Here is a 23841-nt window from a genome sequence, read left to right on the forward strand (position 1 = left end):
GCCGACCATTGTTGAGCCCGTGGACCCATTCGAGTGGCATATTCGACTAGCGGACGATCTATCGGATTCGGCTCATGGCGCCAACGATCAGGAGCTTGCGGATGTCGGCCTTGCCTCCGGTTGATCGCCGTCGGGGGGCATCATACGATGCCGGGCGAAGGGGCCATCCACCCCATCAGTTCAAGATACGCTAAATCGATCTTTTGCCGAACCTCGTCATTTGCTCCTTTGGCAAAGCATTCTAAAGCGCGGAGCTGCATTGTCCCGCTTCCAAAGATCGTTGGATGCGCGTCGCGCGGCGATTTTTGGCGGCGGTCGAACGCATTCTGGCGGTTCGCGAAAGCAGGGTGCTTCTCCGTTGGTTAGTGTCGAACGTCCGGCGATGAACCCGTTCCCGAGAGAGGGTTCGGGTCGTGCCACTAGATAACATTCAGTACAGAACTGTACGGACGTTTGGATTGGGGGGAAGAAGTATGACGAATCCGGCCAAGATCATTTACCGGGCATCGGCGAGCGTGTTGGCGGTCTGTCTCGCCGCGGCGGGTGCTGCGGCGCAATCGGTGGACGCGCAATCCGCCGAAGTCAGCGCGCAGGAGGAGCAAAGCTGGGATGAGATCGTGGTGACCGCGAGCAAGCGCGAGGAGAAGCTGCGCGACGTGCCTTCGGCGATCACGGTGCTCGACGGGGATGCTCTTGCCGATCTGGGCGTGCGATCGGTGCGCGATTATGCGAGCCTGACGCCAGGGCTGACCATCCAGGGCGACGGTACGCCCGGTTCGGGCAAGGTGTTTATCCGCGGATTGCAGACCGGCGCGCTGCAGCAGTCGGCGACCACGGTCTATTATCTCGACGACGTGCCGTTCACGGCCAGCTCGGCGAATGGTGGCGGCGCGTTCATCGCGCCCGACCCGGAGCTGGTCGACCTCGATCGAATCGAGGTGCTGAAAGGGCCGCAGGGCACGCTTTACGGCGCATCGAGCCTTGGCGGCGTCATTCGGCTCATCTCGAAGCGGCCAGATGCGTCGCGCTATTCGGCCAGCGCCCGGGCTGAAGTGACTGCCGTCGATGGCGGCGGCGTCGGCTATCTCATGAACCTCAGCGTCAACGTTCCACTGGTGACGGACACGCTCGCGCTTCGCGCAACCGGCTTCTACCGGCGCGCGCCGGGTTTCGTCGACAATATCGGGACCGGCACGACCGATGTGAACCAGAGCTTTTCGAAGGGCGCTCGCCTGGCTCTTGCCTGGACTCCGAACGATCGTCTGGCGATCGATCTCGTCGGCCAGTTGCAGGATACCGAAACGGACGGGCCGACGCTCCAGGACAATGTCACGGGAACCTTCACGCCGCTCTATGGCGAACGCAAATATAGCGCCTATTTCAATGCGCCTTCCTCGGTACGCTATCGCCTTGCGTCGATCACCGGACGCTATGACATGGGGATCGGCGACCTGATCGCGACTGCGGCCTATCTCGAAAGCAAACTGAGTACGGACACCGACATTACGACGGCCTATGCGGGCACGGTCGGGTTTCTTGCGTCGCTCGGCTTGCCGTATCCGGCGAATACCGGCGTTGTCTCCGAAAGCCGGATCCCGCAGAAGAAGACCACCGCCGAGGTCCGGTTCGTCTCGAATCGGCTCGGTCCTGTCGAATTCATCGTCGGTGGGTTCTATACGCATGAAAGCGTCGATCTCGACAGCGACGTCGTCGCGCGCAGCATTCCGGACAATACGCCATTGGCGGCGCCACTGGGAACGTTGATCTCGGCCCCGATCACCGACCGGTATAAGGAAGTCTCCGCATTCGGTAACCTGACCTACTATCTGACCGACAATCTCGATGTCACCGGCGGGCTGCGCTTCGCGCATTACGAGGAGGATTTCACGCTCGGCTACAGCGGCACCGTCTACACCATATTCTACGGCGGGCCGGTCAGCATCCCCGAGCTTCATGCGAAGAAGGATCATGTGGCCTATCTGGGGACGCTGCGCTGGCGTCCGACAGATAAGCTCAGCTTCTTCCTGCGTGCCGCGAACAGCTTCCGGCCGGGTGGGCCTCAACCCGCGGCCGTGGTGCCGCCAGGTGCGCAGAGCCAGATCAACCCGGACACGGTCTGGAACTATGAGGCCGGGGTAAAAGCCGACTTCCTGGACGGCCGACTGAGCGTGCAGGCTTCGGCCTACCGCATCGACTGGAAGGACATTCAGCTTTACTCATACGTGACCGTGGCCGGTTTGCGACAGATCGTGCTCGCGAACGCGGGCGGAGCCAAGGTCGATGGCTTCGAGTTCGCCGTGCAGGCGCGGCCGACGGGCAAGACGACGATCGGCGTCAATGCCGGCTACACCAATCCGCGCATCACGGAGATCGAACAGGGTGTGAGCGACTATATCGGCGCCTATGCGGGTGATTCGATCCCGCAGACGCCGAAGTGGACGGCATCGGCGACTGCCGATCAACTGTTCGACCTCGGTGGCGGCGCGCAGGGGCAACTGGGCGCGACGGTGCGCTACCAGTCGCATATGTTCACCTCCTATCCGCTCAGTGTCATCAGCCCCAATGTGCGGGTGTCGGGATACACGACCGTCGACCTGCGCGCGGGCGTGAACTTCGGCGGCTACCAGGTTCAACTTCGTGCCGAGAACCTCTTCGACCAAGTGGGCGTCATCAATTACAATCCCGGTTCGCTGGGCGTACCGGCGGGAGCGAATCTGATCCGGCCCCGCAGCTTCACTTTGGCGCTGAGCGCCAAGTTCTGATCGATAAGGGGCAGGCTGTCCGTGGCGCTGCGCTACGGGCAGCCTGTGATCGTCAGGTATCGCAATCCTGGAGACGCGGGGCGCCCCGCAGGACGCCCGCAGCAGCGCACTGATCGTGCAACGGTCGGGGCGCCCGCCGCGGGCGTCGTTCAGGAAAAGATCCCGCGCTGGCGGGCGGGCATGGACAGGCGAGGCGCGGCGGCTGCCGACAGCGTGCCATAGGCTTTTGTTTTATCACGACTTTCAAGTCGTTCGATGATTCTATCGAACGACAAATCGCTCTAGCCAGCGATCCATTGGCAAGCCCGATTCATGGGGTGAGGACGAGTTTCCAGTTTAAACTTTACAGTGCAGTACAGTACTGTACGTTAATATCGGGCGGCAGTCGCAGAAGCAGAGAGGGGTCTATTATGGTTCAGTCGAAATGGGTCGTAAGCGCTCTGAGCGGATGCCTTCTCGCGACGGTGAACTCGGTGGCTCAAGCGCAGGCGGGCGGGGACGCCGCCGGCCCGGGCACTGGCTCGACCGCTGCTTCGGCGCAATCCGAGATCGAGCAGGGCGGCTCGGGCGATATTGTCGTGACGGCGCGTCGGCGGGAGGAGACGCTACAGGATGTGCCGATGTCGATCTCGGTGCTGAGCGGAGATGCGCTTGCCGCCCAGGGGCTGAAGGGCAGCGATGATCTGTACGGACGGGTTCCGGGCCTCTATTTCACCAATGCAGGCGGATCCGCGCCGACCTCGGACTTCATCTACCTTGTTCTCCGGGGCGTCGGCGCGAACGGTGGTCAAGAGCCGGCCGTTGGCGTGTTCGTCGATGGAATGTACCAGCCGCAACTGGGTTTCGACGTCGGTTTTCTCGATCTTCAGCGCCTGGAGGTGTTGCGAGGACCACAGGGCACTTTGTTTGGCCGCAACACCGAAGCAGGCGCCCTTAACCTCGTCACGCGCAAGCCGGGCAACGAACTGGAAGGCCGCGCCGAGCTGGAGGTCGCCCGCTTCGACACGGTGCGCGCGTTCGGCAGCGTGCGCGGACCGATCACCGACAGCATCTCGGCAGGTATCACCGGGGAATATCTCTACAGCGGCGGCTTCACTCACAATCCGGCGCCCGCTGGCCTTGGGGCGCCCGACCGCCGGATCAGCGCGCGCGGCACGCTTCGTTTCCGTCCCAGTGAGGCCCTCGATATCGTTCTGTCGGGTGATATCACCGAACGCGATTATAATGAGATCGGTTTGGGCGCGCCGCTCACCTGCCGTTGCTACACGGTGTACCAGGATAATGATCGCCGCGATTCCAAGAAAAATCGCGGCATCCAGCTCAATGCCGACTATCGTTTCTCCCCGTCGGTCAAGCTGACATCGATCACGGGCTATCGGGACGTCTACAGCGACATCACCCTCGACTATGATGGCCGACAAACCGATCAAACCCCGTTCACGGCCAATGGCCGGCCCGGTTCGAACATCGCGCCCAACCCGATTACGGGCGCCGGCATTTTCCAGCAGATTCAAATTTCACAGCGCTTCTTCAGTCAGGAACTGCGTCTGGAAGGCTCAAGTTCGACATTCGATTGGCTGCTCGGCGGTTATTATTTCGAGCAGAAGCAGCGGCAGCAGCGTGAGTTCCAGATCGGCAACGTCGCCATCGATCCTTCGATCTCGTACCTGTCTCAGATCGAGATTCTCGAGGATTTCTATACGGATCGCAGCGGCTATGCGATGTTCGGGCAGGCGATCCTGCGTCCGGTCGAGGGCGTCGAGCTGACGGGTGGCCTGCGCTATGCCAATGAAGGCGTGGAAATCGCGGGCGAACGTCTGCGCAACATCACGCAGATCGAGAATGCTGCACCGACCTTCTTCATTCTCGACGGCCAACGGCGCTTCGATAATCTGTCCTGGCTCGGCTCGGCGAGCTACAAGGTGAACCGGGACGTTCTGGTCTACGCGACCGCCTCGCGCGGCTTCAAAGCCGGCGGGTTCAATCGGTTTCCCAGCCGGGCGAATGCTGCCGTCCCCTACGAAAGCGAGACCTCGACCAATTACGAGCTGGGCCTGAAAGGATCGTTCCTTGATCGCAGGTTGACCGCCAATCTGTCGGCGTTCCTCGTCGACATTCAGGGGCAGCAGCTGCTCACCGTAACGCCCGACGGCGCCGGTGTGCCTGTGACCACGATCGCCAACGCCGGCAAGAGCCGCAGCAAGGGCTTTGAGGCCGAGCTGTTCGCCCGGCCTGTTGACGCGCTGAGCCTGTCGGCGTCCGTCGCCTATACGCATGCGCGCTATGTCGAGTTTTCGCAGTGCGCCGCGGCCGGCGTGTGCACCTCGCGCAATGGCGACCGCTTTTCTTACGTGCCCGAGTGGACGGTGGCGCTGACCGGCGAATACCGAATCCCGGTGAGCGACGGCAGCGAGCTCAGCTTCGCCGCCAATTATCGTTATGTCAGCTCGAACCTGGCCGACAATGGCGGTTTCCTGGCAAGCCTGGGGGCCACGATACCGGTGCCCGCCTACTCACGAGTTGATCTGCGCGCTTCCTATACCCGCGATAGATGGACCCTGACCGGCTACGTCAACAATGTGACCAACAGCTACGACTACACGAATATTGCGTATAATTCGTTCTTGCCGGAACGCCCCGAGAACCTCCTGGTGATCCCGCTCGCGCCACGCACCTTCGGGGCAATACTTTCCTACAAGTTCTGACCGACTGGCACCGGGCCGGTATTCATTTTGGGGTGGGCGAATGCAGCGGGATGATTGCCAATTTCATGGCGCGGCATGCGTGCTTGAGGCGATGGAGTCAGCGAACGGCATTGCGACGCGCCTGCTGAAATCGGTGAGCCATGTCCTTGCCCGATAACGCGCAATCGATCCGGCGGGTGCCGGCCAGCGCCTGGTATGCGCTCGTGGTCCTCACACTGGGGGCCATCCTCTCCTACACCGACCGATACATCATCAATGTGCTGGTGGATGGGATCAGGCGGGATCTCATCTTGGACGATGTGGCGATCAGCCTGGTACAAGGCGCGGCGTTTGCGATCGTATATTCGATCGCCGCCATTCCGTTCGGAATGCTTTCGGACCGGATCAGGCGGCGCAATATACTTCTTGCCGGTACGGCCTTGTGGAGCGCGGGTATGCTCGGCTGCGGTCTGGCGGGCACCTACCAGCAACTTGTCGTCTTTCGTTGCCTGGTTGGTGTAGGCGAGGCGAGTTTCTTTCCTGCGTCGCTATCGTTGCTGGCCGCGGCCTTCCCTCCCGAGCGACGAGGGCTGGCGTTCGGCGCTCTGTTGATGGGAAGCGCGATCGGTGTAGGCGCGGCGGTGTCGATCGGGGGTGGCTTGCTCGCGATTCTCCCGCCGCGTCTCGACTGGCCATTTCTTCCGACGGATTCCAGCTGGCGCGGCGTCATTATCATCCTGGCGGCGGCCGGACCCGGGTTGATGCTGCTCATCATGTCGATTCGCGAGCCGGGGCGAGTGGCGACCGACATTGCCGTTCGTCGGCTGTCCGGGCGAGGCCTGCCCGATCTTCTAAGGGCAGGCGGCATTCTATTGTTGAGCTTGGCGATGCTCTCGATCGCTGATGCCGCGACCTCTGCCTGGGCACCGGCCTTCTTCTCCCGCGGGCTGAATTTCACGCCCATGCAAATCGCAGCGGAAGTGGGGACGGCGGCGATCGTCGGTGGCGGCGCGGGCTGTCTGCTGGGCGGGATCCTGTCCGATCACCTCGATGCGCGCGGCATCCGGAACGCCCGCGAGTTGGTCGCGTGCGCTGCCTGCGGCGCGGCTGTGTTCGGTTTGAGCTTTGTTTTCGTGTCCGGTTCGACGGCGGTCGCGGCTTATGCGTTATTCGTATTCGCCGTGGGCGTTGCCTCGGTCGCGGGTGCCTCAGCCTTTCTCCGCCGGCTGGCGCTGAACCTGCAGGGCTTCGGCACGGCGCTGGTTGCTTTTACCATGGTCATGGCCGGCCTGGGCAGCGGCCCGACGGTCGTGGCGTTGGTCAAGCAGCACATCCTTGGCGGAGACGCCCAGACCGGCTTGGCCATCTTCCTGGTCGGCACGCTCACATTGCTGACCGCGCTTGCCCTTTTCGGCCAGCAGCTACGCGTCGGGTCGGCATCCAGTTTTGAACGAGAAGAGAGAATCGCCCATGAGTGACAGGACAAGTCGGCTTATCGCAGAAGCGCTTCCATGCGACATGACCCTGCCCTGGTCGGGAGAGCCAGGCGATCAGGGTCTTCGGGAAACATTGCCGGCGCGCTACCTCGCGGCTGGCTGGGGCTTCGTATCGCTGACGATCACGACCGACGACGAGGATATGGCGACCACGATCCGGACGATCGCCGCCGAACGACGCGCAATCGAGGCTCGAGACGATTGCATCCTCATCGACTCCGTCGATGATATTCTGCGCGCACGACAAGAGGGCAAGATCGCGCTGAGCATGCACTTCCAGGGCTCGCGTCCGGTAGAGCGCGATCTGGCGCTCGTCGGTTTGTACTACAAGCTCGGCATCCGTCACCTCCTGATGGCATACAACCAGAAGAACTTTGTCGCCGATGGCTGCCATGAACTTGGAGACGGCGGTCTGAGCCGCTTTGGCCATGCCCTTATCGCCGAGATGAACCGCGTGGGCATGATCGTCGATGTCGCACATACCGGCTACAGATCGTCGATGGATGCCATCGCCGCGTCGTCCGCGCCGGTGATTGTCAGCCACGGCAATCTCAAGGTCTTCAACGATCACCCCCGTTGTTACACCGACGAGCAAATCCGCGCGATCGCGGCGAGCGGCGGTGTGTTCGGGCTCACGGGCCTGGGCGTGTTTCTGGGCGGCAATGATAGCTCGACGCCGGCCTTCGTCCGGCAGATCGATCATGTCGTGCAACTGGTCGGTCCCGAGCATGTCGGGTTCGGTCTCGACTATGTGTTCGACATGCCGGCGCTTGAGGAACTGGTTCTGAAAAGCGGCGATAAATGGCCGCAGGGCGCATATACGACCCGCGGCATCCAGCAGATCGAACCGGAGCGGCTGCCGGAGATCGTCGATGCGCTCGTGGCACTCGGTTATGGGGACGCGGATATCCTGGCAATTCTTGGTGCCAACTGGTTGCGTGTGTGCCGGGCGGTCTGGCGCTGAGCGACATGCAAATTGCTGTACTTGGCAGTGGCGTGATCGGAGTCGTCTCCATCTGGTATCTGGCCCGTGCCGAACATGAGGTCATTGTTGTCGATCGTCAGGCAGGCTTCGTCCTTGAAACGAGTTTCGCCAATGCCGGCGAGATTTCACCCGGCTTCGTGCGCGCGCCATCGATGATCGCCCGGTCCTCGCTCCAGTCGAACCGGAATGCCTCCCCCGACGCTCCGCGCCGTGCCATTTTCCGGTTCGGCCATCTCTGCGCGGCAGCGGCGCGGGCCATCGGTGCGATCGCTTCGGCGAAGCAACGAAACGGGTTCGGCGGCTTGGTTCTGGATTTGTGGGTCATGACAGGCCGTCACCAGCCCCGCGCCGCCGCTGTGGCTTTGGTCTGCCACCGCCCGATCTAAGGCTTGAGAAGTACCTTCCCGATTACCTCCCGGTCTTCGAGGATGCGTTCGGCTTCTGCCGCTTCCTCCAGAGGCAACTTGGAGTCGATAAGTGGCACAAGCCGACCGTCGGCGAGCATCGAGAGCAATGCGGTCAGATCCTCGGTATGCCAGCCGTCGGACCCGATCACATGCTGTTCGAAACTGAAGAGGTAGCGTAGATCGGTGGTCACCGAATAACCCGCCGTGGCGCCACAGTTGAGGATGCGACCGCCCTTGCTCAGGCATCGCTGTGTCGGCTCCCAGGTGTCGCCGCCGGTAAAATTGACAGCGACGTCGACCCCGCCTTCGCCCGACAGGCGCGGCTTGCCGAATATGGCCTTTACCGCCGCCGCGATATCGGTCTTGCTGTAATCGATCAGGTGGTCTGCGCCGATGTCCGCCAGCCGGTCAAGCTTGGCGGTGCTCGATGCGCATGCCACCACCTGTGCGCCCGCCAGTTTGGCAAGCTGGACGCAAGCGGCGCCGACGCCGCCGCTGGCGCCGAGCACGAGCACGGTTTCGCCGGCTTTCACCTTGCCACGCGTCATCATCATGCGATGCGCCGTGCCATAAGCGAGCGGCAGTGCGGCGGCCGCGTCGAGATCGACACCGTCCGGCACCGCAAGCAATTGTCCCGCCGGCACACGAACCAGTTCGGCTCGCCCACCGTCCATGGTCTCGCCGATCATGACGGGACGATCGCCCAGGATGACGGGATCGACGAGCACCCGATCGCCGGCCGTCCAGCCGGTGACGCCTTCGCCGATGCTGTCGATGGTGCCGGCAATGTCCGAACCGACGATCACAGGCAGCGGAATGGTGATGCCCGGCATGCCACGCCGGGTGAAGATGTCGTGATAGTTGAGCGCGGTGGCTGCAACCTTCACGACGACATCCCCCGACCCTGCCAGCGGTGCCGGATGGTCGGCGACCGGCTGGAGCATTTCGCGACCGCCATGGCCGACGGTGAGGACTGCGCGCATCATCGTATCTCCTTGTTTCAGGCGCCGGTTGCGAGTGTGGCGCGACCGATCGCGACGAGCTTGCCGCCCGCCTCGATCTCGACGTCGACGATGGCGGCGGTTCGCCCGACCCGGCGGACGATCGCGCTGGCGACGATCTCCGCTCCCGCCGCCGGCCGCAGGTAATTCACCTGAAGGTTCATCGTCGGTACCACATGATCGACCATGCGCGACGCAGCGAAAGTGGCAGTCGTGTCGATCAGCGTCGCGATCGCGCCGCCATGTGCCTGACCCGCGCCCTCGGCCCGTTCGGCATTGCCGCCTGCGGGTGCGGAGATCACCAGGATGACCGGTTCGGTCGCGGCCGGGACGGCAATGGCGCGAAAACCCAGGAAGCGATGAATGGGGACCGTATCGAGCAGACTCTGGATGCCGGCAAGTGAGTGGAGGTCATGATCGCTCATGGCGTTTTCCTTTCGATGAAGCGGAGAAACAGGCCGGTCGCGGCCGATGCGGGCACCAGCAGCGCGCCGTCGCTCTCGATGACTGCAATATCGGAGGGGATGCAGGCGCGACACGCCGCAAGCGACCCCACCGCGACCGTCAGTCCGATGCCGTATCCGGCGCCTCGGGCCAGAGGTGGAGCAACCGCACCGAAACGATCGGCCGCCACCTCATCGCACAGGAATTCGATCGGTGCCGGGCCCGCCGACAGGCACGCGAACGTCGCGCGATCCGTGTCGGGATCAGCCGATAGGAAGGTGACACCGACGATGTCGAGCGCGGTGTTGGCATGGACCGCGAAGGCCGGAATGAAGATCGTCTCGGGACGCTTGTGCATCACCAGAAACGGGGGCGGGAAGGGCGAGGTTGCGCTTTCGAGATAGGCGAAATCGCTGTCGGTCTCGGCCGTGCTGCCATCGGGCATGTCGACGGCGCGCCGGGCGCTGCCGATGCCGGTCATCGCCACGCCGTTTTCGGTCAGTGCCGCGCGATCGACGGCCAGATCGTTCGATCGAAAGGCGAAACTGGTCAGGCCTTCACCATAAGCGAAGCGCGCCATCCAGCGTTCGCGATGCGGCGGGATCATGTCCTCGATCCGTCCAAGCAATTCGATATAGGTGGACCCGAAGCCGACGAGGCGGTTGGCCGATCCGAGCGCGAGATGGCGCATGATCGGCGAGACCTGAAAACCGAGCGCGGACCAGAGCTCTCCGGCCTCGGAAAGATCGAGCACAGCCACGACGACATGGTCGAGTGGGCGCGCAACTGAAATCGGGTCGGTCAAATCCTGTCCTCCTATTCACCGGTCTTGCGGGGCGAAGGGCGGGAGTGACAAGGGCGCGAGCCCATCCATGTCCGATGGCAAAGGGCTTGTGTCGGGTCGCAATGTACAGCCGGGCAACCTCGGGATTACAGCGTCTGCCCGACGCCCCCGGCAGCGCGGTTGATCGTGCCGCGCAATGCCAGCATTGCACAGGCCGCCACGGCGGTGACGATCGCGAGCATCATGAAGTATCGGGCGTAGCCCATTCGCTCGGCGTAGCCGGCGATCCAGCCGGCGCCATAGCCACCCAGTCCCAGAGTGACGGTGTAGAAGGCGCCCATGATCATGGCGACCAGTCGGCGCGGCGCCAACCGGTAGACCAGTCCATAAGTCATCGTCCAAGCCGCGACCTCGCCCACGCCGAGAAGGATCACACCCAGCGCCGGGATCGACCAGGAGCCGGATGTGCCCGCCCAGCCCGTCCAGGCGAGCATCGCCAGCCCGGTGGTGCCGAATCCGAGCGCCACCGCATATTTGGTGGGCGCATCGGGCTCCATGCCGCGCTTGGCCAGCCTGGCCCAGAGCCTGGCGAAACCGGCCGGCGCGACGATCAGTGCGGCCGCGTTGAACGAGGTGTACCATTGCACCGGGATGACGAACCCGCTTACCGACCGGTCGACGCCATGCTCGATCATCAGCAGCACGCTGCCGAAAATCTGCAGCGCGCCGACATGGAACAGGCAGAGCGCGGCAGCGAAGATCGCCAGCAGCCCCAGCCGTGCACCTGTCCCGGCCCGATCGTCGGCCTCCGTCGTGGACGATGTTCGGCGGGCGGTCGTTGCGGGCGCCGGACCCAGCAATCGACGATGCAGCGCGGTGAAGGTGATCGCCGCGAGCGCCATACCGATCGCGGCCGCGCCGAACGCCGAAGGCCAGCCGAACCGCGTCACCAATGTTCCGGAAGCGAGACCGGCGACGACCGCGCCGACATTGATACCCATGTAATAATAGGTGTAGCTGCGCTCGCGATGCGGCTCGTCACCTTTGAACGCATCGCCGAAAACGATGACCGCGGTCGATTTCATAAGCGCGTTGCCTGTGACGATGCAGGCCATCGATCCCCAGAAAGCCAGCATCGTCGCATCCGTCGCATCGCCGACGCCCGCACCCTGACGCGCCGCGACCCAGGTCAGCAGGCCATAGCCGAGCAGCATCATATTGCCGCCGATCACAATCGCCGCGCGGTGGCCGATCAGCCGGTCCGCCATGAGCCCGCCAGCCATCGGCAGCGCATACATTAGTGCGAAAAAGATGCCGACGAACCCAAGCGCACGCGGTTCCGCCCAGCCCAGCCCGCCATCGGCCGCCGTGGCGGAGAGGAACAGCACCAGCAACGAGAGAGTGGAGTAGAAGGCGAACCGCTCGAAGAATTCGAACAGGATTACGAGCCGGGCACCGGCGGGCAACGGCTTGCGCAGCGTCTCGGACAGCGGCGAGCCGTCGATCATGGCCATGGTCACCTGATCATTCCTCCTCGATCGGACGCCCGGCGCGACATGCCATAGCCAACGGAGAACCCTCGACAGCTGGATCGGGGCTGGCAAGCGATTTGCGGCGATCGAACCGCATTCACATGTTTTCGGACCGCCCGCACAAATCCCACTGCCCGCAACGATATCGCGGCCGATCGCACAAGCACGCCGCGTGGACGAGGGCATATCGACGCGCCATCATGATCGTCCATCAAAGGCGACACCGCATGCGGCGCCAATTCCCAGGAACAGGATCCGTTCATGATCGATAATCGAACCGGTGCGGCTGTTAATATATGCCGTATCCGCGCGTCGATCCTGCCCCGCGTGCGCGGACAGTCGCTGCGATGAGCGCGACCTGTTCGCCATCGGGCAATCTCGGCGACATCGTGAACACCTACACGCCGGGCGCCGCTTATATCGATCTTGCCGACGGTCGGACCTACTCGCCGGCCGAGATCGACGATCGTGCCGGCCGCTTCGCGCGCGCCATGGTCGATCGCGGGCTGGAACGCGGCGCACGCGTCGCGATCGTCGCGGACAATGGCGCGCCGTTTCTCATGGCCTATCTCGGGCTGATGCGTGCCGGCCTGGTGCCCGTGATGATCAATCATCGGTTGCCGATGGCGACCATCGCCTTCATCGTCGCGGACAGCGGCGCCAGTCTGGTCCTGGCCGACGCCGCGCATCGACAGCAGGTACCGTCCGGTATGGAGATGCTGACGCTTGATGCATCCGACGATCTGCTTGGTGCCGTACCCCTGCCTTCGCTGTGCCCGGTACCGGGTGAAATTGCGGAGATTCTCTATACATCCGGCTCGACCGGCCGGCCAAAGGGCGTTCCCTTGTCGCACGACGGGCAGATCTGGGCGATGGACCGGTTCATCGCGGTCTCGGACAAACCCGAGCGAACGGTGATCGCGGCGCCGACCTATCATATGAACGGCCTGTTCTTTTCGACCATCAGCCTGGCTCTGGGCTCGTTGATCGTATCGCTGCCGCGCTTCGATGCCGCTGCCTATCTTCGTGCCGTCGCCGAATATCGCTGCACATTGCTGAGCGGCGTACCGACCATGTTCGTGCTGATGGCGCGTGAGCGCGAACTCGTCGAAACACTCGATCTGTCGAGCGTTCGCGACATTATCATCGGCTCGGCGCCGCTGAGCGCCGCGCTGCTGGACCGGCTGAAGGAGGTTTTCCCCGGGGCGAGCCTGCGCAACAGCTATGGCACGACCGAGACCGGTCCCGCGATGTTCGGTCCGCATCCCGACGGGCTGCCGCGTCCGCCGCTGGCGATCGGCTACCCCTATCCCGGCGTCGAATGGCGGCTGGCCGGTGGCCCCGATGCGGATGAAGGCGTGCTGGAGACGCGGACGCCGGCGACGCTGAAGGCCTATCTGAACCTGCCCGAAGCCAGTGCGGACAGGCTGAGCGACGGATGGTATGCGACCGGCGATGTCATGCGCCGCGACGCCGATGGCTTTTTCCACTTCCTGCGTCGCGCCGACGACATGTTCGTATGCGGCGGCGAGAACATCTATCCGGACGAGGTCGAGCAATTGCTGGAGCGTCATCCCGATGTCGGCCACGCTGCCGTCGTCGCCGCGGAGGATGAAGTGAAGGGCATGATCCCCATCGCTTTCGTCGTCCCGCGCGAAGGCCGGACGATCGACCCGGAGGCGCTCAGGCGTTTCACGCTGGAGGAGGGGCCAGGGTTCAGCCACCCGCGCGCGATCGTGGCGTTGGACCATCTGCCCGCGGGCACGACGTTCAAGGTAGACCAGGCCGCGCTGCGTGCGAAGGCGGCAGAGATCGCGCGCGATCTGCGACGCTGATCGTTTACGTCGGCATGACGAGGTGGAAGCGAAGTTTGAGCCGGTGCGCTACGCTGCCGAAACCCCTGATCCCGCGACGATAGCTCCCGATCGCGCGGCCGCGATACTCTCGGCCACGCCCTCGCGAGCGCCCGCCGCCCGGCGCATCTCGCGTGGGGCGCAGCCATGATAGCGGCGGAACGCGTGGGTCATGTTGGCGGGGTGATCGTAACCGATCTCATAAGCGATTTCGGCGATCGTCATCGAACTGGTCATCAGCAGCTCGGTTGCGCGTTCCATCCGGCATTTCAGCGTGAAATCGCCGATCGTCATGCCGAAGACGAGCTTGAACGCCAATTTGAACTTGGTCTGGTTCAGGCCGATCATCCGGCTGAGCTGGGGGATGGTGGGGGGACAGCGATAATGTTCGATCAGCAGGTCGCGCCCCTCATAGACCCGGCTGACGTCCCGGACCGAAAGGTTCGAATGCGACGCTGCGACGTCGCGTGGTATCGAAAGGTCGCGCAGGATCAGGCAGCCGATTTCCCGGCCCTTCGCCTCCACATAGGACAGTCGCAGGATCGGCGGGTAGAGCACGACCGCGTGGAACAGGTCGTTCGCCGCGCGAAGCAGATCCGGGCCCAGCGGGGTCGGACTGATCATCGGCGGGCCGGACGTCACCCGGAACAGATGGCGGAGCGGTTCGGGCAGGGCGCCGGACTGGCCGCCGACCATCTCCTCGAACAGGCTCGGTTCGCAGTGCAGGATGAGCAGCCGGGTCGTCCGACCGCCATACATGGTATATGAGCTGGCGGTTCCGCCTGGATAGGCCTCCAGATAGGCACCGGCCCCGTCGATAACGGTTTCCGGCGACCCGTAGCTCAGTTTTCCGGACAGCAGCACGCGGATCTTCACCAGCCTGTCGCCCGTGACGTTCATCACGTGATCGTCGTGATAGGTCGCATTGATCCGCATCATGTAAAGGCTGGGCGATGCCATGACGAAATCGATCGTCCCCTGGCCGAGTTCGCCGGGGATGCGGATGCGCAGGCCGTTGAGTGGGCCCTTGTCGCGCAGGCTCGGGGGTAACGGCGCGGCGATCGTGGCGAGGCACAGCGCGACGGCATCGCCGATCAGTTCATGATCCGCGATCTTCCACAACGATCCGTCCGAATCGATTTCGAAGTCCGATTCCATCCTGTGTCCGTCGATCTCCAAGGTGTCTTCGGCAGCATATAGGGTTATGATGACCCCCTGACATCGGCTGTCAGTGCGATCCGACGAAATGCCTGTGTTGTCCGACCTCTCAGGCGCATGCACCGGTTCCGGTCGGTCCCGTTGCGACAGATCGCACAACCAGAGTGATTCCGAGGCTGGTGGAATCACCTGCCGGATCGAAGCCGCAGGCCAGCGAAGCTAAATCACGGCGAACGAAGGGGCATGGGGTGTCCGCGCGATCGGTTCAACGCATGGCCTGACGGCGCAATGGGCGCCAATTGCTTCCGATCGCAACATTTTCAGAACCTTTCGGACCGTTCTTTTCCGAAATCTGTCCCTAATCTCCTCCGTTAAAGGCAGGGGAGAAATATGACACACGGGAAACGGAATCTACTGAAGGGCTGTGCCATCTGGGCCGGCCTGTTCATTGCGCAGCCTGCCCTGGCGCAGGCGACGGGCCCGGCCGAGGCAAAGAACGCCGATGAGCCGGACGACATCATCGTGACGGCGCAGAAGCGCGAACAAAGATTGACCGACGTGCCGGGAAGCATTTCGGCGGTCAGTGGCGCGGAACTGGAACGTGCCGGCGTGAACGGCGTCCAGGATCTTGCCCAGATCGCGCCCGGCCTGATCTTCTCCGAGACGGTCGGCCGTCAGACCACCAATGCGATCGTGCGCGGCGTCGGGCCCCAGAATTTCGCGGATCCGACCGTTCAGGTCCTGACCGACGGCTTCACCCTGGGTTTCAACCGCTCGGGCAACAACGCGCAATTGTTCGACCTGGCGCGCGTCGAGGTGCTGAAGGGGCCGCAGCCGACCCTTTACGGCCGAAACGCATTGGGCGGCGTGATCAATTATGTGACGCGCAAGCCGGACGACGAAACCCGCATTCGCCTGCGCGGCGAAGCCGGCACCTATGACAGCTACCGCATTTCGGGATCGATCAGCGGTCCGCTGATTCCGGGCGTGCTCGCAGCGCAAGTGGGCGCAAGCTATCGGAGCTTCGGCGGCTTCCTCGACAATCTGTATGACGGCCGGAAGAATGTGAATGACGAGCGCGACATCGATCTGCGCGCGCATATCCGCTTCACGCCCACCGACAGTCTCGAAATGAACCTGACCGTCGCCCACGCCGACAGTCACGACAGTTGCGGCGATTGCTCGTTCATCACGCCCGGCTGGAACATGACCGACCCCAATCGCCGGTTGAAGCTCGGCCAAGGTCTCTACGACCTGAACGACATATCCTACGCCGTGAACCAGGATTATCCGGGCAGCTTCGACAGGAAGGAGACCACGGTCGTCCTCAACACCGAAATCGACCTCGGCGGCGCAAAGCTCACCAGCATTACGGGCGGCGCGCGCCAGAAGACCGTCACCTATCTGGACCAGAACCGCATCCCCGGCCCGACCGCGCTCGGCACCTTCTATATCGTGCCGATCCGCAACGAGGCGGTGAGCGAGGAACTGAGGCTGTCATCCGACAATGACGGGCGGCTGATCTGGCTGCTCGGCGCCTATGCCTATAAATACAAGCGCAACCAGCAGACCTATTTCGACAATGATCTGGGTGCGAGCACGATCACGCGTGTGACCAACCTCGCCGTGTTCGCGAACCTGGAATACAAGATCCTCGATACGCTCTCGATCATCGGCGGACTGCGCTACGACCATGAAAAGATGGGCGTCGAAACGCCGGCGGCCAGCTTGCGTGCCGAGGGCGATGAATGGCTGCCGTCGGTCACGCTCTCGTTCAAACCGTCGAGCTCGCTGCACCTCTATGCCCTTTATTCCAAAGGCTATCATTCGGGCGGCCCGAACGATCCGCAATTCTCGCCGCCGAATGCGCAGAAATATGATCCGGAATATCTGACGAATTACGAAATCGGCGTGAAGGGCAAGGCGGATCTGGCCGCGCTGAACTATTCGATGTCGCTTTTCTATATGGACTGGGACAATCAGCAGATTCAGATACCGTTCGGCGTACGCAATTATATCGCCAATTCCGGAAAGTCGCGGATCAAGGGGCTCGAGGCGACGATTTCGGCGCGGCCCGTCAAGGGGCTGTCGGTCGATGCCGCGCTGACGTTGCTGGACGCGAAATTCCTGAAATATGTCGACACGGTGACGACGGGCGTGTTCGGCGTGCCGTCGAATCTGCGCGGGAAGAGCCTGCCGTACGCGCCCAAGATGACCGCCAATTTTGGCGTGGAATATGTCTTCCCGATATCCTCGACCTGGGATGCGCGGCTGCGCGGCGATGCGATCTATATGGGCAAGCGCGCCTTCGATCCGCCCAATCTGTTCATCGCCGACAATTATGTCCTCGCGAATTTCTATGCCGGCGTACAGTCCGACAAATGGGAGATCGGACTATTCCTGGACAATGCGTTCGACCAGAAATATTTCACCGGCGGCGTGGTCAACACCTCGGGCAATCCGCCTTTCGCGACGATCGGACGGCCGCGCATCTTCGGCGTTCGAGCCGAACTGAACTTCTGACCAAGGGGAATGGCGATGCGGACGGTGCTGCGCTGCGTGATCGCACTGGCCGCTTGCATGGCCGCTATTGCCCCGGCATCGGCGCGGCCCTTGGCCATTGTCGATGTGACGGTGCTGCCAATGGACGGCGCGGTGCGGCTGCAGCATCGCACCGTGTTGATCGACAAGGGGCGTATCACGCGGATCGCACCTGCGGGTAAGATCCGAATTCCCGGAAATGCCGTCCGCGTGAATGGTCGCAACCGTTATCTGATGCCCGGCCTTTCGGACATGCACGCCCATGTCTTCGTCGGGCTCAAGAGCCAGCCCACGCCCGATGAGCAGCGCCTTGCGCTCCTGTCCTACCTCGCGACCGGCATCACGATCGTGCGTGATCCATCCGGCGGGCCGTCCGATCTGGCGCTTCGCGACATGGTCGCGGAGGGCCGGATATTGGGGCCGCGCATGTTCGTGGCATCGCCGATCCTGGAGGGAGGCGCGGCGGTGTGGCCGGATTCGGTGCGCGTCGAGCGGCCCGAGCAGGCCGCCCCTGTCGTCGCGAAGTTCAAGGCGGCCGGCTACGACTATATAAAGATCTACCATACGCTGCCGAAGCCCGTCTTCGATGCGGTCATGGCGGCGGCGCGGCGCTACGCGATGAAGGTGATCGGCCATGTGCCGTTCGAGGTCGGCGTCGAGCAGGCGATTGCCGGTGGCATGTACAGCGTCGAGCATTTGCGGGGCTATGATTTCGATGGGATGACCCCGCAGGCTTTGGAAAAGGATGGCGGGCGATCGCCCGAGCGGATGGGCGTATGGCTGCGCATGACCAACGCGCGCATGAACCAGTTGGCCGAACTGACCGCGCGCTCGGGCGTATGGAATACGCCAACGCTCAGCTACATTCCCTTCCTGGCGGACCCCGCAACGCGTCAGCGTGCCGGACGCGATTCCGCATTCGTCTTGCTCCCGCCTTATATGCAGGCGGCTTTGGGAACACGTGGTGTCGATGCGATCTTTTCGCCTGAGGTGAAGGCGGTGATGCTGGAAGCGCTGCCGCGTCAGCGCGCGTTTCTGAAGCGGCTGAACGATCGCGGCGCGAAATTGCTTATCGGGACCGACTCGCCCATTCCATACCTGGTACCTGGCGCCACCGCGATCGACGAGATCGGCCAGTTCGTGCAGGCAGGGATTTCCACGTACGACGCGCTCAAGGCCGCAACGGCCAATGCGTCCGCTTCGCTCGGCATCGCGGCTCAGGCCGGCACTGTCGCCGTTGGGAAACGGGGCGGGCTTATCTTGCTCAATGCAGATCCATTGGCGGACCCCGCCAATCTCTGGAAACTCGAGGGCGTCGTGATCGATGGTCGTTGGTATCCGCACAGCGGCTTGATCCGCGAAATCGGTCGCCTGCGTGCCGGTATGGTGCTGCCAGTCTAATGCTAACCAGTCTCCACCATGAGACAGCCGATGTGACCTATATCGTATAAGCGGCACCGCTTTTCGGCGGGGACGACCCGGTTCACCACAAGCTTGCGCGGCGTCGAGGATCTCCTTGCCGAGCGCGGCATCGACGTCAGCTACGTGACCGTTCGCTGCTAGGCCAGCAAGTTTGGTCCGGCGATTGTCGCCAATATTCGCCTTACTCGTGAACGGACGGACAATGTGTGGCATCTCGATGAGGCGGTGGCGCGGATCAAGGGCGAGCGCATGTTCATGTGGGGAGCGGTCGACAAGGAAGCAGAGGTGCTCGACGTTCTGGTCCAGCGGCGGCGCAACGAGGTCACTGCGTTGAAATTACTGAGAAAACTGCTGAAGCGCCAGGGCCAGGCGCCGGACGAGATCGTGACCGATGGGCTGGCCTGGTATGGGGCGACGAAGCGCCGGCACCGGCCGGGTCGACTGCGGGAAAACAATCGCGCTGAGAATTCACGCCTGCCAGTCCGGAGACGAGAGCGAAAAATGCAGAGATTCAAATCGCAGGGCCAAGCTCAGCGTTTCACCTCAACCCACTCCGCGATCTACAACACCTTCGCCATCCAGCGCCATCTGACATCCCGCTCGACCATGCACGATTTTCGATCAGCCGCCATGGCGGAATGGCTCGCCGCGTCGACTGCTATTGCATGAATTGTCGGTTCACCGGTCGAACTCGGCCCTCGCCAATTAACCTGACAATGCCGGCTCAACGCCTTCGGAGGCGATTCCGTAGCGGCCAGTGAACCTGCGGAGAAAGCCGCCGGGAGGAGCTTGGTCTGGGCCGCTTCGGGCCTCTCCGCGCTACGGATTGGTGCGCGCAATCGCGCGGAACTGCGCCATTCTCCGCCCATTTTGGGACGATTTCGAAAATGGGCATGACTGGCTGGCGGTGGTGTCAGTCGGACGCGAACCGCTCTCCGCATGTTAGGTTCGGTCCATGAGGTTGTGGGTCTAGCTCGCCAGGATCTGCCACTCAGCCAGTGCGGCTGAGCGGCGTTCCTTGTAGACTTCGCGACTGACGAGATGGCATTCCGAATTGAAATGATTGTACAAGGAGGCGTGGACGGATGCGAATTTCTGTAGGGATTTCATCCGCCGGAATCGCCGCATCGCGCGCTCGCGTCGTCGGAAGGGAAGATGGCTATTCTCGCACCTGTTGTTGAGGTGGCGACCGACCTCCTGTCTGCTCCGGTTGCCCAACTCATCCATTGCGGCGCTGTAGCTGTGCAGGCCATCCGTAGCGATGGTTTGCGGAGGTCCATGGCGCTTGAGCGCCTTCTTCATGAAGGTGAGGGCGGCGGCCTTGTCGCGGGTTTTGGTGACGTAGCTTTCCAGGATCTCGCCTTCGTGATCGACGGCTCGCCAGAGATAAACCATCTCGCCGTTCAGCTTGACGTACATCTCGTCAAGATGCCATTTTCAGTGCCCAAAACCACGCATCCGGTTTACACGCTGGCGGCGGATTTCGCCGGCGAACATCGGACCGAAGCGGTTCCACCACAGCCGCACCGTCTCGTGGCACAGATCATAGCCGCGCTCGAAAAGCAGATCTTCCACGTTCCGAAGCGATAACGGGTAGCGCACGTACAGCATCAGAACCATGCGGATGACCTCGGGTGCAGAGTGGAAATAGCGAAACGGGCAGGGCGGTTTAGCCCGAGATTTGGGGCTCATTCGCGACCGCTACCAGCCGGCCTCCAACGCTGCCACATCCTTTTGACAGAACCCTAAGGGGACATTGGCAATCCGGCTGGCGCCGGCACAGCACCAAACCCGGAACGTGGCGTGAGATGGATTCCGGCGATCATGCACCGTACTGAACCGCCTGCCAGCTCTATGGTTGAAACTCCCACAGCGACTATCGGCAGGAGGCCTTCGATAGAATGCCTCTGCCGCCGGCTCAGGGCCGCCACAGCGCGATCCGACATCAAGAGAAATGTGCCGCGGGCGCCCTGAAGCTCGATGCAATTGCCGGCAAATGCCGATATCTGCTCCTCCTCCAGCTCGATGACGCGTCTGCCCGAACTGCGTAACCGATCGATAATCTCAGCAAGGCGGTGCTGGTCACGGATCATGCCGGAAGCGATCAGGGCCAGATCTGTCCCGACGGACATCATGACATTTGTATGGTAGACAGGCCGCTCCAACCGATCGACCGCATCGAATACCATCGGTTCGAAATTGAAGTGGGCGCAGAAGCGCTCAAGGGCGATTTCGCTCAGGCGATTCGAGCGGGCTGCATACGCAACCCGCTCGACGTTATCGAGCACCATGCCCCCGGTGCCCTCCAGGAAGATCCCGTCTTGCTCCAGGCCCGAATAGTCGACCACCTCCTGGACGCGAAACTGACTCTTTAGCATCTCGATCACATCGGACCGGCGCTCGCCCCGCCGACTCGGAGAGAACATCGGATAGACAGCGATCTGCCCGCCAGAATGCGTAGAGAACCAGTTGTTCGGGAATACTGAATCCGGGTGGTCGCCTGTCACGTCCTCAAAGAGGTGCACACGAACACCCTCCGACCGAAGACAATCAGCAACACCGGATACTTCCGCGTGGGCGCGACGCGCAATCTCGTCCTTTTCGATGGACCACGTCACCGACTGGAAGGTGTTGTCGATAACCGTCGCAGGATTAGGGTTGAACCGATGCGGACGGATCATGACGACATCGCGCGGCGCCTGCACAAGCCTGCGCACGCTCAGTTCACCAACCCGAGGTCTGGGCTGCCGTTGAGTAGACCGAACAGATTGCGTGGATCGCATGGAGCGGCGAGTAGGTCGATCTCGCGATGAGATCCCGTCCTTTCTGCCATCGTTCAATAGCCGAAAGGCCGAGAAGTCCTCGATGGCGTAGCCGACGGAATCGAAAACCTTAATCTGGTCGACGGATCGTCTCCCTACCGCCTTGCCCGTGACAACCTGCCAAAGCTCGGTGACAGGGAAGTCGGCAGGCATCTGCTGAATCTCACCCTCGATCCGCGTCTGCTCCTCGAGCTCCACGAATACCGTAGCACCCGAGAGAATGTCCGCCTGCAGCTCGGTCTTGCCGGGACAGTCGCCTCCCACCGCGTTGATGTGGATTCCCGCGCCGACCATGTTGTCGGAGAGAATGGTCGCTCGCGCTTTGTCAGCCGTCACAGTAGTAACGATGTCCGCGCCGAGAACTGCCGCCCCGGCGCTGTCCATGATCTCTACCTCGATTTCGCGTCCGCGCATATTCAACGCAAACTTCGCTGCTGCCTCCGGGGCGACATCGTAGGCCTGGATGCGGTCAATACCGATCAGGCGATGGAACGCGAGCGCCTGGAATTCCGACTGAGCGCCTAGGCCGATGATTGCCATGGTGCGTGAATCAGGTCTCGCGAGATACTTGGCTGCCAGAGCCGACATTGCGGCCGTTCGCAGCGCGGTTCGCAACGTCATCTCGGAAACAAGAATCGGATATCTCATATCGACATCGCTAAGCACACCGAACGCGGCAACGGTCTGCAAACCCACCGCGCTATTCTTGGGGTGTCCATTCACATATTTGAAGCTGAATTGACGACCATCGCTGACAGGCATCAGTTCGATCACCCCATCGATCGAGTGTGACGCTAGCCGGGGTATCTTTTCGAACTCGCCCCATCGGGCCAAATCGGCCTCTATGTAATCGACCATCTTTTCGAGGAGAGGCTCGGCCCCGACTTCATTGATGAGCGATATGATATCAGAAACACTGACGAATCTCACCATCGTCCAACCTCCCATATTTTCCCAGGATAGGGCCGGAGCATGGCAAGCAGTATGGGCAGGGCGCACACTAATCGTCAGGCATATTGCGCAAATTGCTATGCGGTGCTTACCATAATGCAGGAGCGATGGATGCGCTGACAATCGTGTCGATACGCGATTAGGGCATCCAAATTAGGTAGGAATCGGCAAAATTCAGATGATTTTGGACATGACTTCTAAGCGGAGACGCCGATGCATATTTTCGACAATCTCGATCGACACCTCATCGCCATACTCAAACAGGACGCCCGAAAACCGATCACCCGAATCGCCACCATCCTTGGCGTGTCTCGCGCGACGGTGCAGGCGAGGATCGATAAGCTCCTAGAGGATGGAGCCGTTTTGGGCTTTACGATCCGATCGCGCCAAGACGCCAACGGTTCCCTACGAGCGCTCATGATGATCGAGGTAGAGGGGCGCTCCACAACCGCCATCATCACGCGGCTGCGCGGGTTCGTCGAGATTGAAGCGCTCCACACCACGAACGGCGCCTGGGACCTTGTGGCGGAGATAAGGACGCCGGATCTGATCCAGTTCGATCGGGTGCTGCGCGAGGTGCGCCAGATCGAGGGCATATTGAATAGCGAGACCAGTATTCTACTCAGCACGATTTGAGCGACGAGCATCGACAGATCTGCGTGGCAGGCGGTGGGGCACCGTTGTAGCGGCATGGGAGGAACTGAACTGACGAGGTGGATGCCCGCTTCCCCCGGCATCGTATGATGCCTTACCGGCACTGTGCCGGTGACGGAGGAGCACATGACCGACGTTCAGATTCTAGCGATCGACCTTGCCAAGCGCAGCTTCCAAGTTTGCGCCACTGCGGCGGGAGGGGCGGTTCTATTCAACCGGATGGTTTCGCGCGCAAAGCTCGAAGCGGTGCTGCGTGAGCAGGCGCCGTGGTGGTGTCATCTGTGGATGGCCCCTGCGCTGCAAGGGGTAAATTGAGCTGATGATTTGATCTGGCAGGGTGCGGTC

Annotated in this window: 16 protein-coding genes and 2 pseudogenes; 11 read left to right on the top strand and 7 right to left on the bottom strand. The window is 62.2% G+C overall.

What is annotated here, in order from left to right; genetic code table 11:
* Window positions 1–473: 473 nt before the first annotated feature.
* From AC3WN8_RS25120 to AC3WN8_RS25140, 5 genes are all read left to right on the top strand, one after another.
* Complete coding sequence (locus AC3WN8_RS25120; RefSeq protein ID WP_492672244.1) at window positions 474–2762, top strand: TonB-dependent receptor; 2289 nt, start codon at window positions 474–476, stop codon at window positions 2760–2762.
* A 410-nt stretch (window positions 2763–3172) separates the two neighbouring features.
* The gene (locus AC3WN8_RS25125; RefSeq protein ID WP_492672245.1) at window positions 3173–5467 is read left to right on the top strand and encodes a TonB-dependent receptor; all 2295 of its coding nucleotides are present in this window, start codon (window positions 3173–3175) and stop codon (window positions 5465–5467) included.
* A 140-nt stretch (window positions 5468–5607) separates the two neighbouring features.
* Complete coding sequence (locus AC3WN8_RS25130) at window positions 5608–6924, top strand: MFS transporter (RefSeq protein ID WP_492672246.1); 1317 nt, start codon at window positions 5608–5610, stop codon at window positions 6922–6924.
* Window positions 6925–6964: 40 nt separating this feature from the next.
* The gene (locus tag AC3WN8_RS25135) at window positions 6965–7906 is read left to right on the top strand and encodes a dipeptidase (protein WP_492672247.1); all 942 of its coding nucleotides are present in this window, start codon (window positions 6965–6967) and stop codon (window positions 7904–7906) included.
* Window positions 7885–8313: an FAD-dependent oxidoreductase gene (locus tag AC3WN8_RS25140; RefSeq protein ID WP_492672248.1), complete on the top strand. Its 429-nt coding sequence runs from the start codon at window positions 7885–7887 to the stop codon at window positions 8311–8313. The genes AC3WN8_RS25135 and AC3WN8_RS25140 overlap by 22 nt, the downstream gene beginning before the upstream one ends.
* Here the strand turns inward: AC3WN8_RS25140 and AC3WN8_RS25145 are convergent.
* From AC3WN8_RS25145 to AC3WN8_RS25160, 4 genes are all read right to left on the bottom strand, one after another.
* On the bottom strand, window positions 8310–9320 hold the full coding sequence (locus AC3WN8_RS25145) for a zinc-binding dehydrogenase (RefSeq protein ID WP_492672249.1): 1011 nt from the start codon (window positions 9318–9320) through the stop codon (window positions 8310–8312). The two genes, AC3WN8_RS25140 and AC3WN8_RS25145, sit on opposite strands and share 4 nt — an antisense overlap.
* Window positions 9321–9334: 14 nt before the next feature.
* Entirely contained in the window at window positions 9335–9760 is a 426-nt protein-coding gene (locus tag AC3WN8_RS25150; protein ID WP_492672250.1) for a PaaI family thioesterase, read from the bottom strand.
* Window positions 9757–10584, bottom strand: coding sequence for a VOC family protein (locus tag AC3WN8_RS25155; protein WP_492672251.1), 828 nt, complete (start codon window positions 10582–10584; stop codon window positions 9757–9759). The genes AC3WN8_RS25150 and AC3WN8_RS25155 overlap by 4 nt, the downstream gene beginning before the upstream one ends.
* A 125-nt stretch (window positions 10585–10709) precedes the next feature.
* Window positions 10710–12077, bottom strand: a complete 1368-nt coding sequence (locus tag AC3WN8_RS25160; protein ID WP_492672259.1) for a POT-type proton-dependent oligopeptide transporter — start codon at window positions 12075–12077, stop codon at window positions 10710–10712.
* Window positions 12078–12442: 365 nt separating this feature from the next.
* Between AC3WN8_RS25160 and AC3WN8_RS25165 the strand changes: the two genes are divergently transcribed.
* On the top strand, window positions 12443–13930 hold the full coding sequence (locus AC3WN8_RS25165) for a class I adenylate-forming enzyme family protein (protein WP_492672252.1): 1488 nt from the start codon (window positions 12443–12445) through the stop codon (window positions 13928–13930).
* 48 nt (window positions 13931–13978) lie between these two features.
* Here AC3WN8_RS25165 and AC3WN8_RS25170 read toward each other — a convergent pair whose 3' ends face one another.
* Window positions 13979–15106, bottom strand: a complete 1128-nt coding sequence (locus tag AC3WN8_RS25170; RefSeq protein WP_492672253.1) for a helix-turn-helix domain-containing protein — start codon at window positions 15104–15106, stop codon at window positions 13979–13981.
* A gap of 390 nt (window positions 15107–15496) precedes the next feature.
* On the opposite strand from AC3WN8_RS25170, the gene AC3WN8_RS25175 reads away from it, so the two are divergent.
* The 3 genes and pseudogenes from AC3WN8_RS25175 to AC3WN8_RS25185 all read left to right on the top strand — a co-directional run bounded on the left by AC3WN8_RS25175 (window position 15497) and on the right by AC3WN8_RS25185 (window position 19738).
* Window positions 15497–17629: a TonB-dependent receptor gene (locus AC3WN8_RS25175; RefSeq protein ID WP_492672254.1), complete on the top strand. Its 2133-nt coding sequence runs from the start codon at window positions 15497–15499 to the stop codon at window positions 17627–17629.
* A 15-nt stretch (window positions 17630–17644) separates the two neighbouring features.
* On the top strand, window positions 17645–19048 hold the full coding sequence (locus AC3WN8_RS25180; protein WP_492672255.1) for an amidohydrolase family protein: 1404 nt from the start codon (window positions 17645–17647) through the stop codon (window positions 19046–19048).
* A 39-nt stretch (window positions 19049–19087) separates the two neighbouring features.
* Window positions 19088–19738 (top strand): annotated as a pseudogene (locus AC3WN8_RS25185) (IS6 family transposase).
* Window positions 19739–20038: 300 nt separating this feature from the next.
* Here the strand turns inward: AC3WN8_RS25185 and AC3WN8_RS25190 are convergent.
* Window positions 20039–20761 (bottom strand): annotated as a pseudogene (locus tag AC3WN8_RS25190) (IS6 family transposase).
* A 53-nt stretch (window positions 20762–20814) separates the two neighbouring features.
* Entirely contained in the window at window positions 20815–22824 is a 2010-nt protein-coding gene (gene ocd, locus AC3WN8_RS25195; protein WP_492672256.1) for an ornithine cyclodeaminase, read from the bottom strand.
* Window positions 22825–23055: 231 nt separating this feature from the next.
* Here ocd and AC3WN8_RS25200 point away from each other — a divergent pair, with 231 nt between their 5' ends.
* Complete coding sequence (locus AC3WN8_RS25200; RefSeq protein ID WP_492672257.1) at window positions 23056–23478, top strand: Lrp/AsnC family transcriptional regulator; 423 nt, start codon at window positions 23056–23058, stop codon at window positions 23476–23478.
* A 144-nt stretch (window positions 23479–23622) separates the two neighbouring features.
* The gene (locus AC3WN8_RS25205) at window positions 23623–23811 is read left to right on the top strand and encodes a hypothetical protein (protein WP_492672258.1); all 189 of its coding nucleotides are present in this window, start codon (window positions 23623–23625) and stop codon (window positions 23809–23811) included.
* Window positions 23812–23841: the final 30 nt, after the last annotated feature.

The organism is Sphingobium sp. FW305-3-2-15-F-TSA7 (assembly GCF_058787155.1).

Coding starts and splice junctions, on each gene's coding strand:
- AC3WN8_RS25175 (WP_492672254.1), top strand. CDS start 15,497: ATGACACACGGGAAACGGAATCTACTGAAGGGCTGTGCCATCTGGGCC.
- AC3WN8_RS25160 (WP_492672259.1), bottom strand. CDS start 12,077: ATGGCCATGATCGACGGCTCGCCGCTGTCCGAGACGCTGCGCAAGCCG.
- AC3WN8_RS25145 (WP_492672249.1), bottom strand. CDS start 9,320: ATGATGCGCGCAGTCCTCACCGTCGGCCATGGCGGTCGCGAAATGCTC.
- AC3WN8_RS25165 (WP_492672252.1), top strand. CDS start 12,443: ATGAGCGCGACCTGTTCGCCATCGGGCAATCTCGGCGACATCGTGAAC.
- AC3WN8_RS25205 (WP_492672258.1), top strand. CDS start 23,623: ATGACCGACGTTCAGATTCTAGCGATCGACCTTGCCAAGCGCAGCTTC.
- AC3WN8_RS25180 (WP_492672255.1), top strand. CDS start 17,645: ATGCGGACGGTGCTGCGCTGCGTGATCGCACTGGCCGCTTGCATGGCC.
- AC3WN8_RS25135 (WP_492672247.1), top strand. CDS start 6,965: ATGACCCTGCCCTGGTCGGGAGAGCCAGGCGATCAGGGTCTTCGGGAA.
- ocd (WP_492672256.1), bottom strand. CDS start 22,824: ATGGTGAGATTCGTCAGTGTTTCTGATATCATATCGCTCATCAATGAA.
- AC3WN8_RS25120 (WP_492672244.1), top strand. CDS start 474: ATGACGAATCCGGCCAAGATCATTTACCGGGCATCGGCGAGCGTGTTG.
- AC3WN8_RS25170 (WP_492672253.1), bottom strand. CDS start 15,106: ATGGAATCGGACTTCGAAATCGATTCGGACGGATCGTTGTGGAAGATC.
- AC3WN8_RS25125 (WP_492672245.1), top strand. CDS start 3,173: ATGGTTCAGTCGAAATGGGTCGTAAGCGCTCTGAGCGGATGCCTTCTC.
- AC3WN8_RS25130 (WP_492672246.1), top strand. CDS start 5,608: ATGTCCTTGCCCGATAACGCGCAATCGATCCGGCGGGTGCCGGCCAGC.
- AC3WN8_RS25150 (WP_492672250.1), bottom strand. CDS start 9,760: ATGAGCGATCATGACCTCCACTCACTTGCCGGCATCCAGAGTCTGCTC.
- AC3WN8_RS25200 (WP_492672257.1), top strand. CDS start 23,056: ATGCATATTTTCGACAATCTCGATCGACACCTCATCGCCATACTCAAA.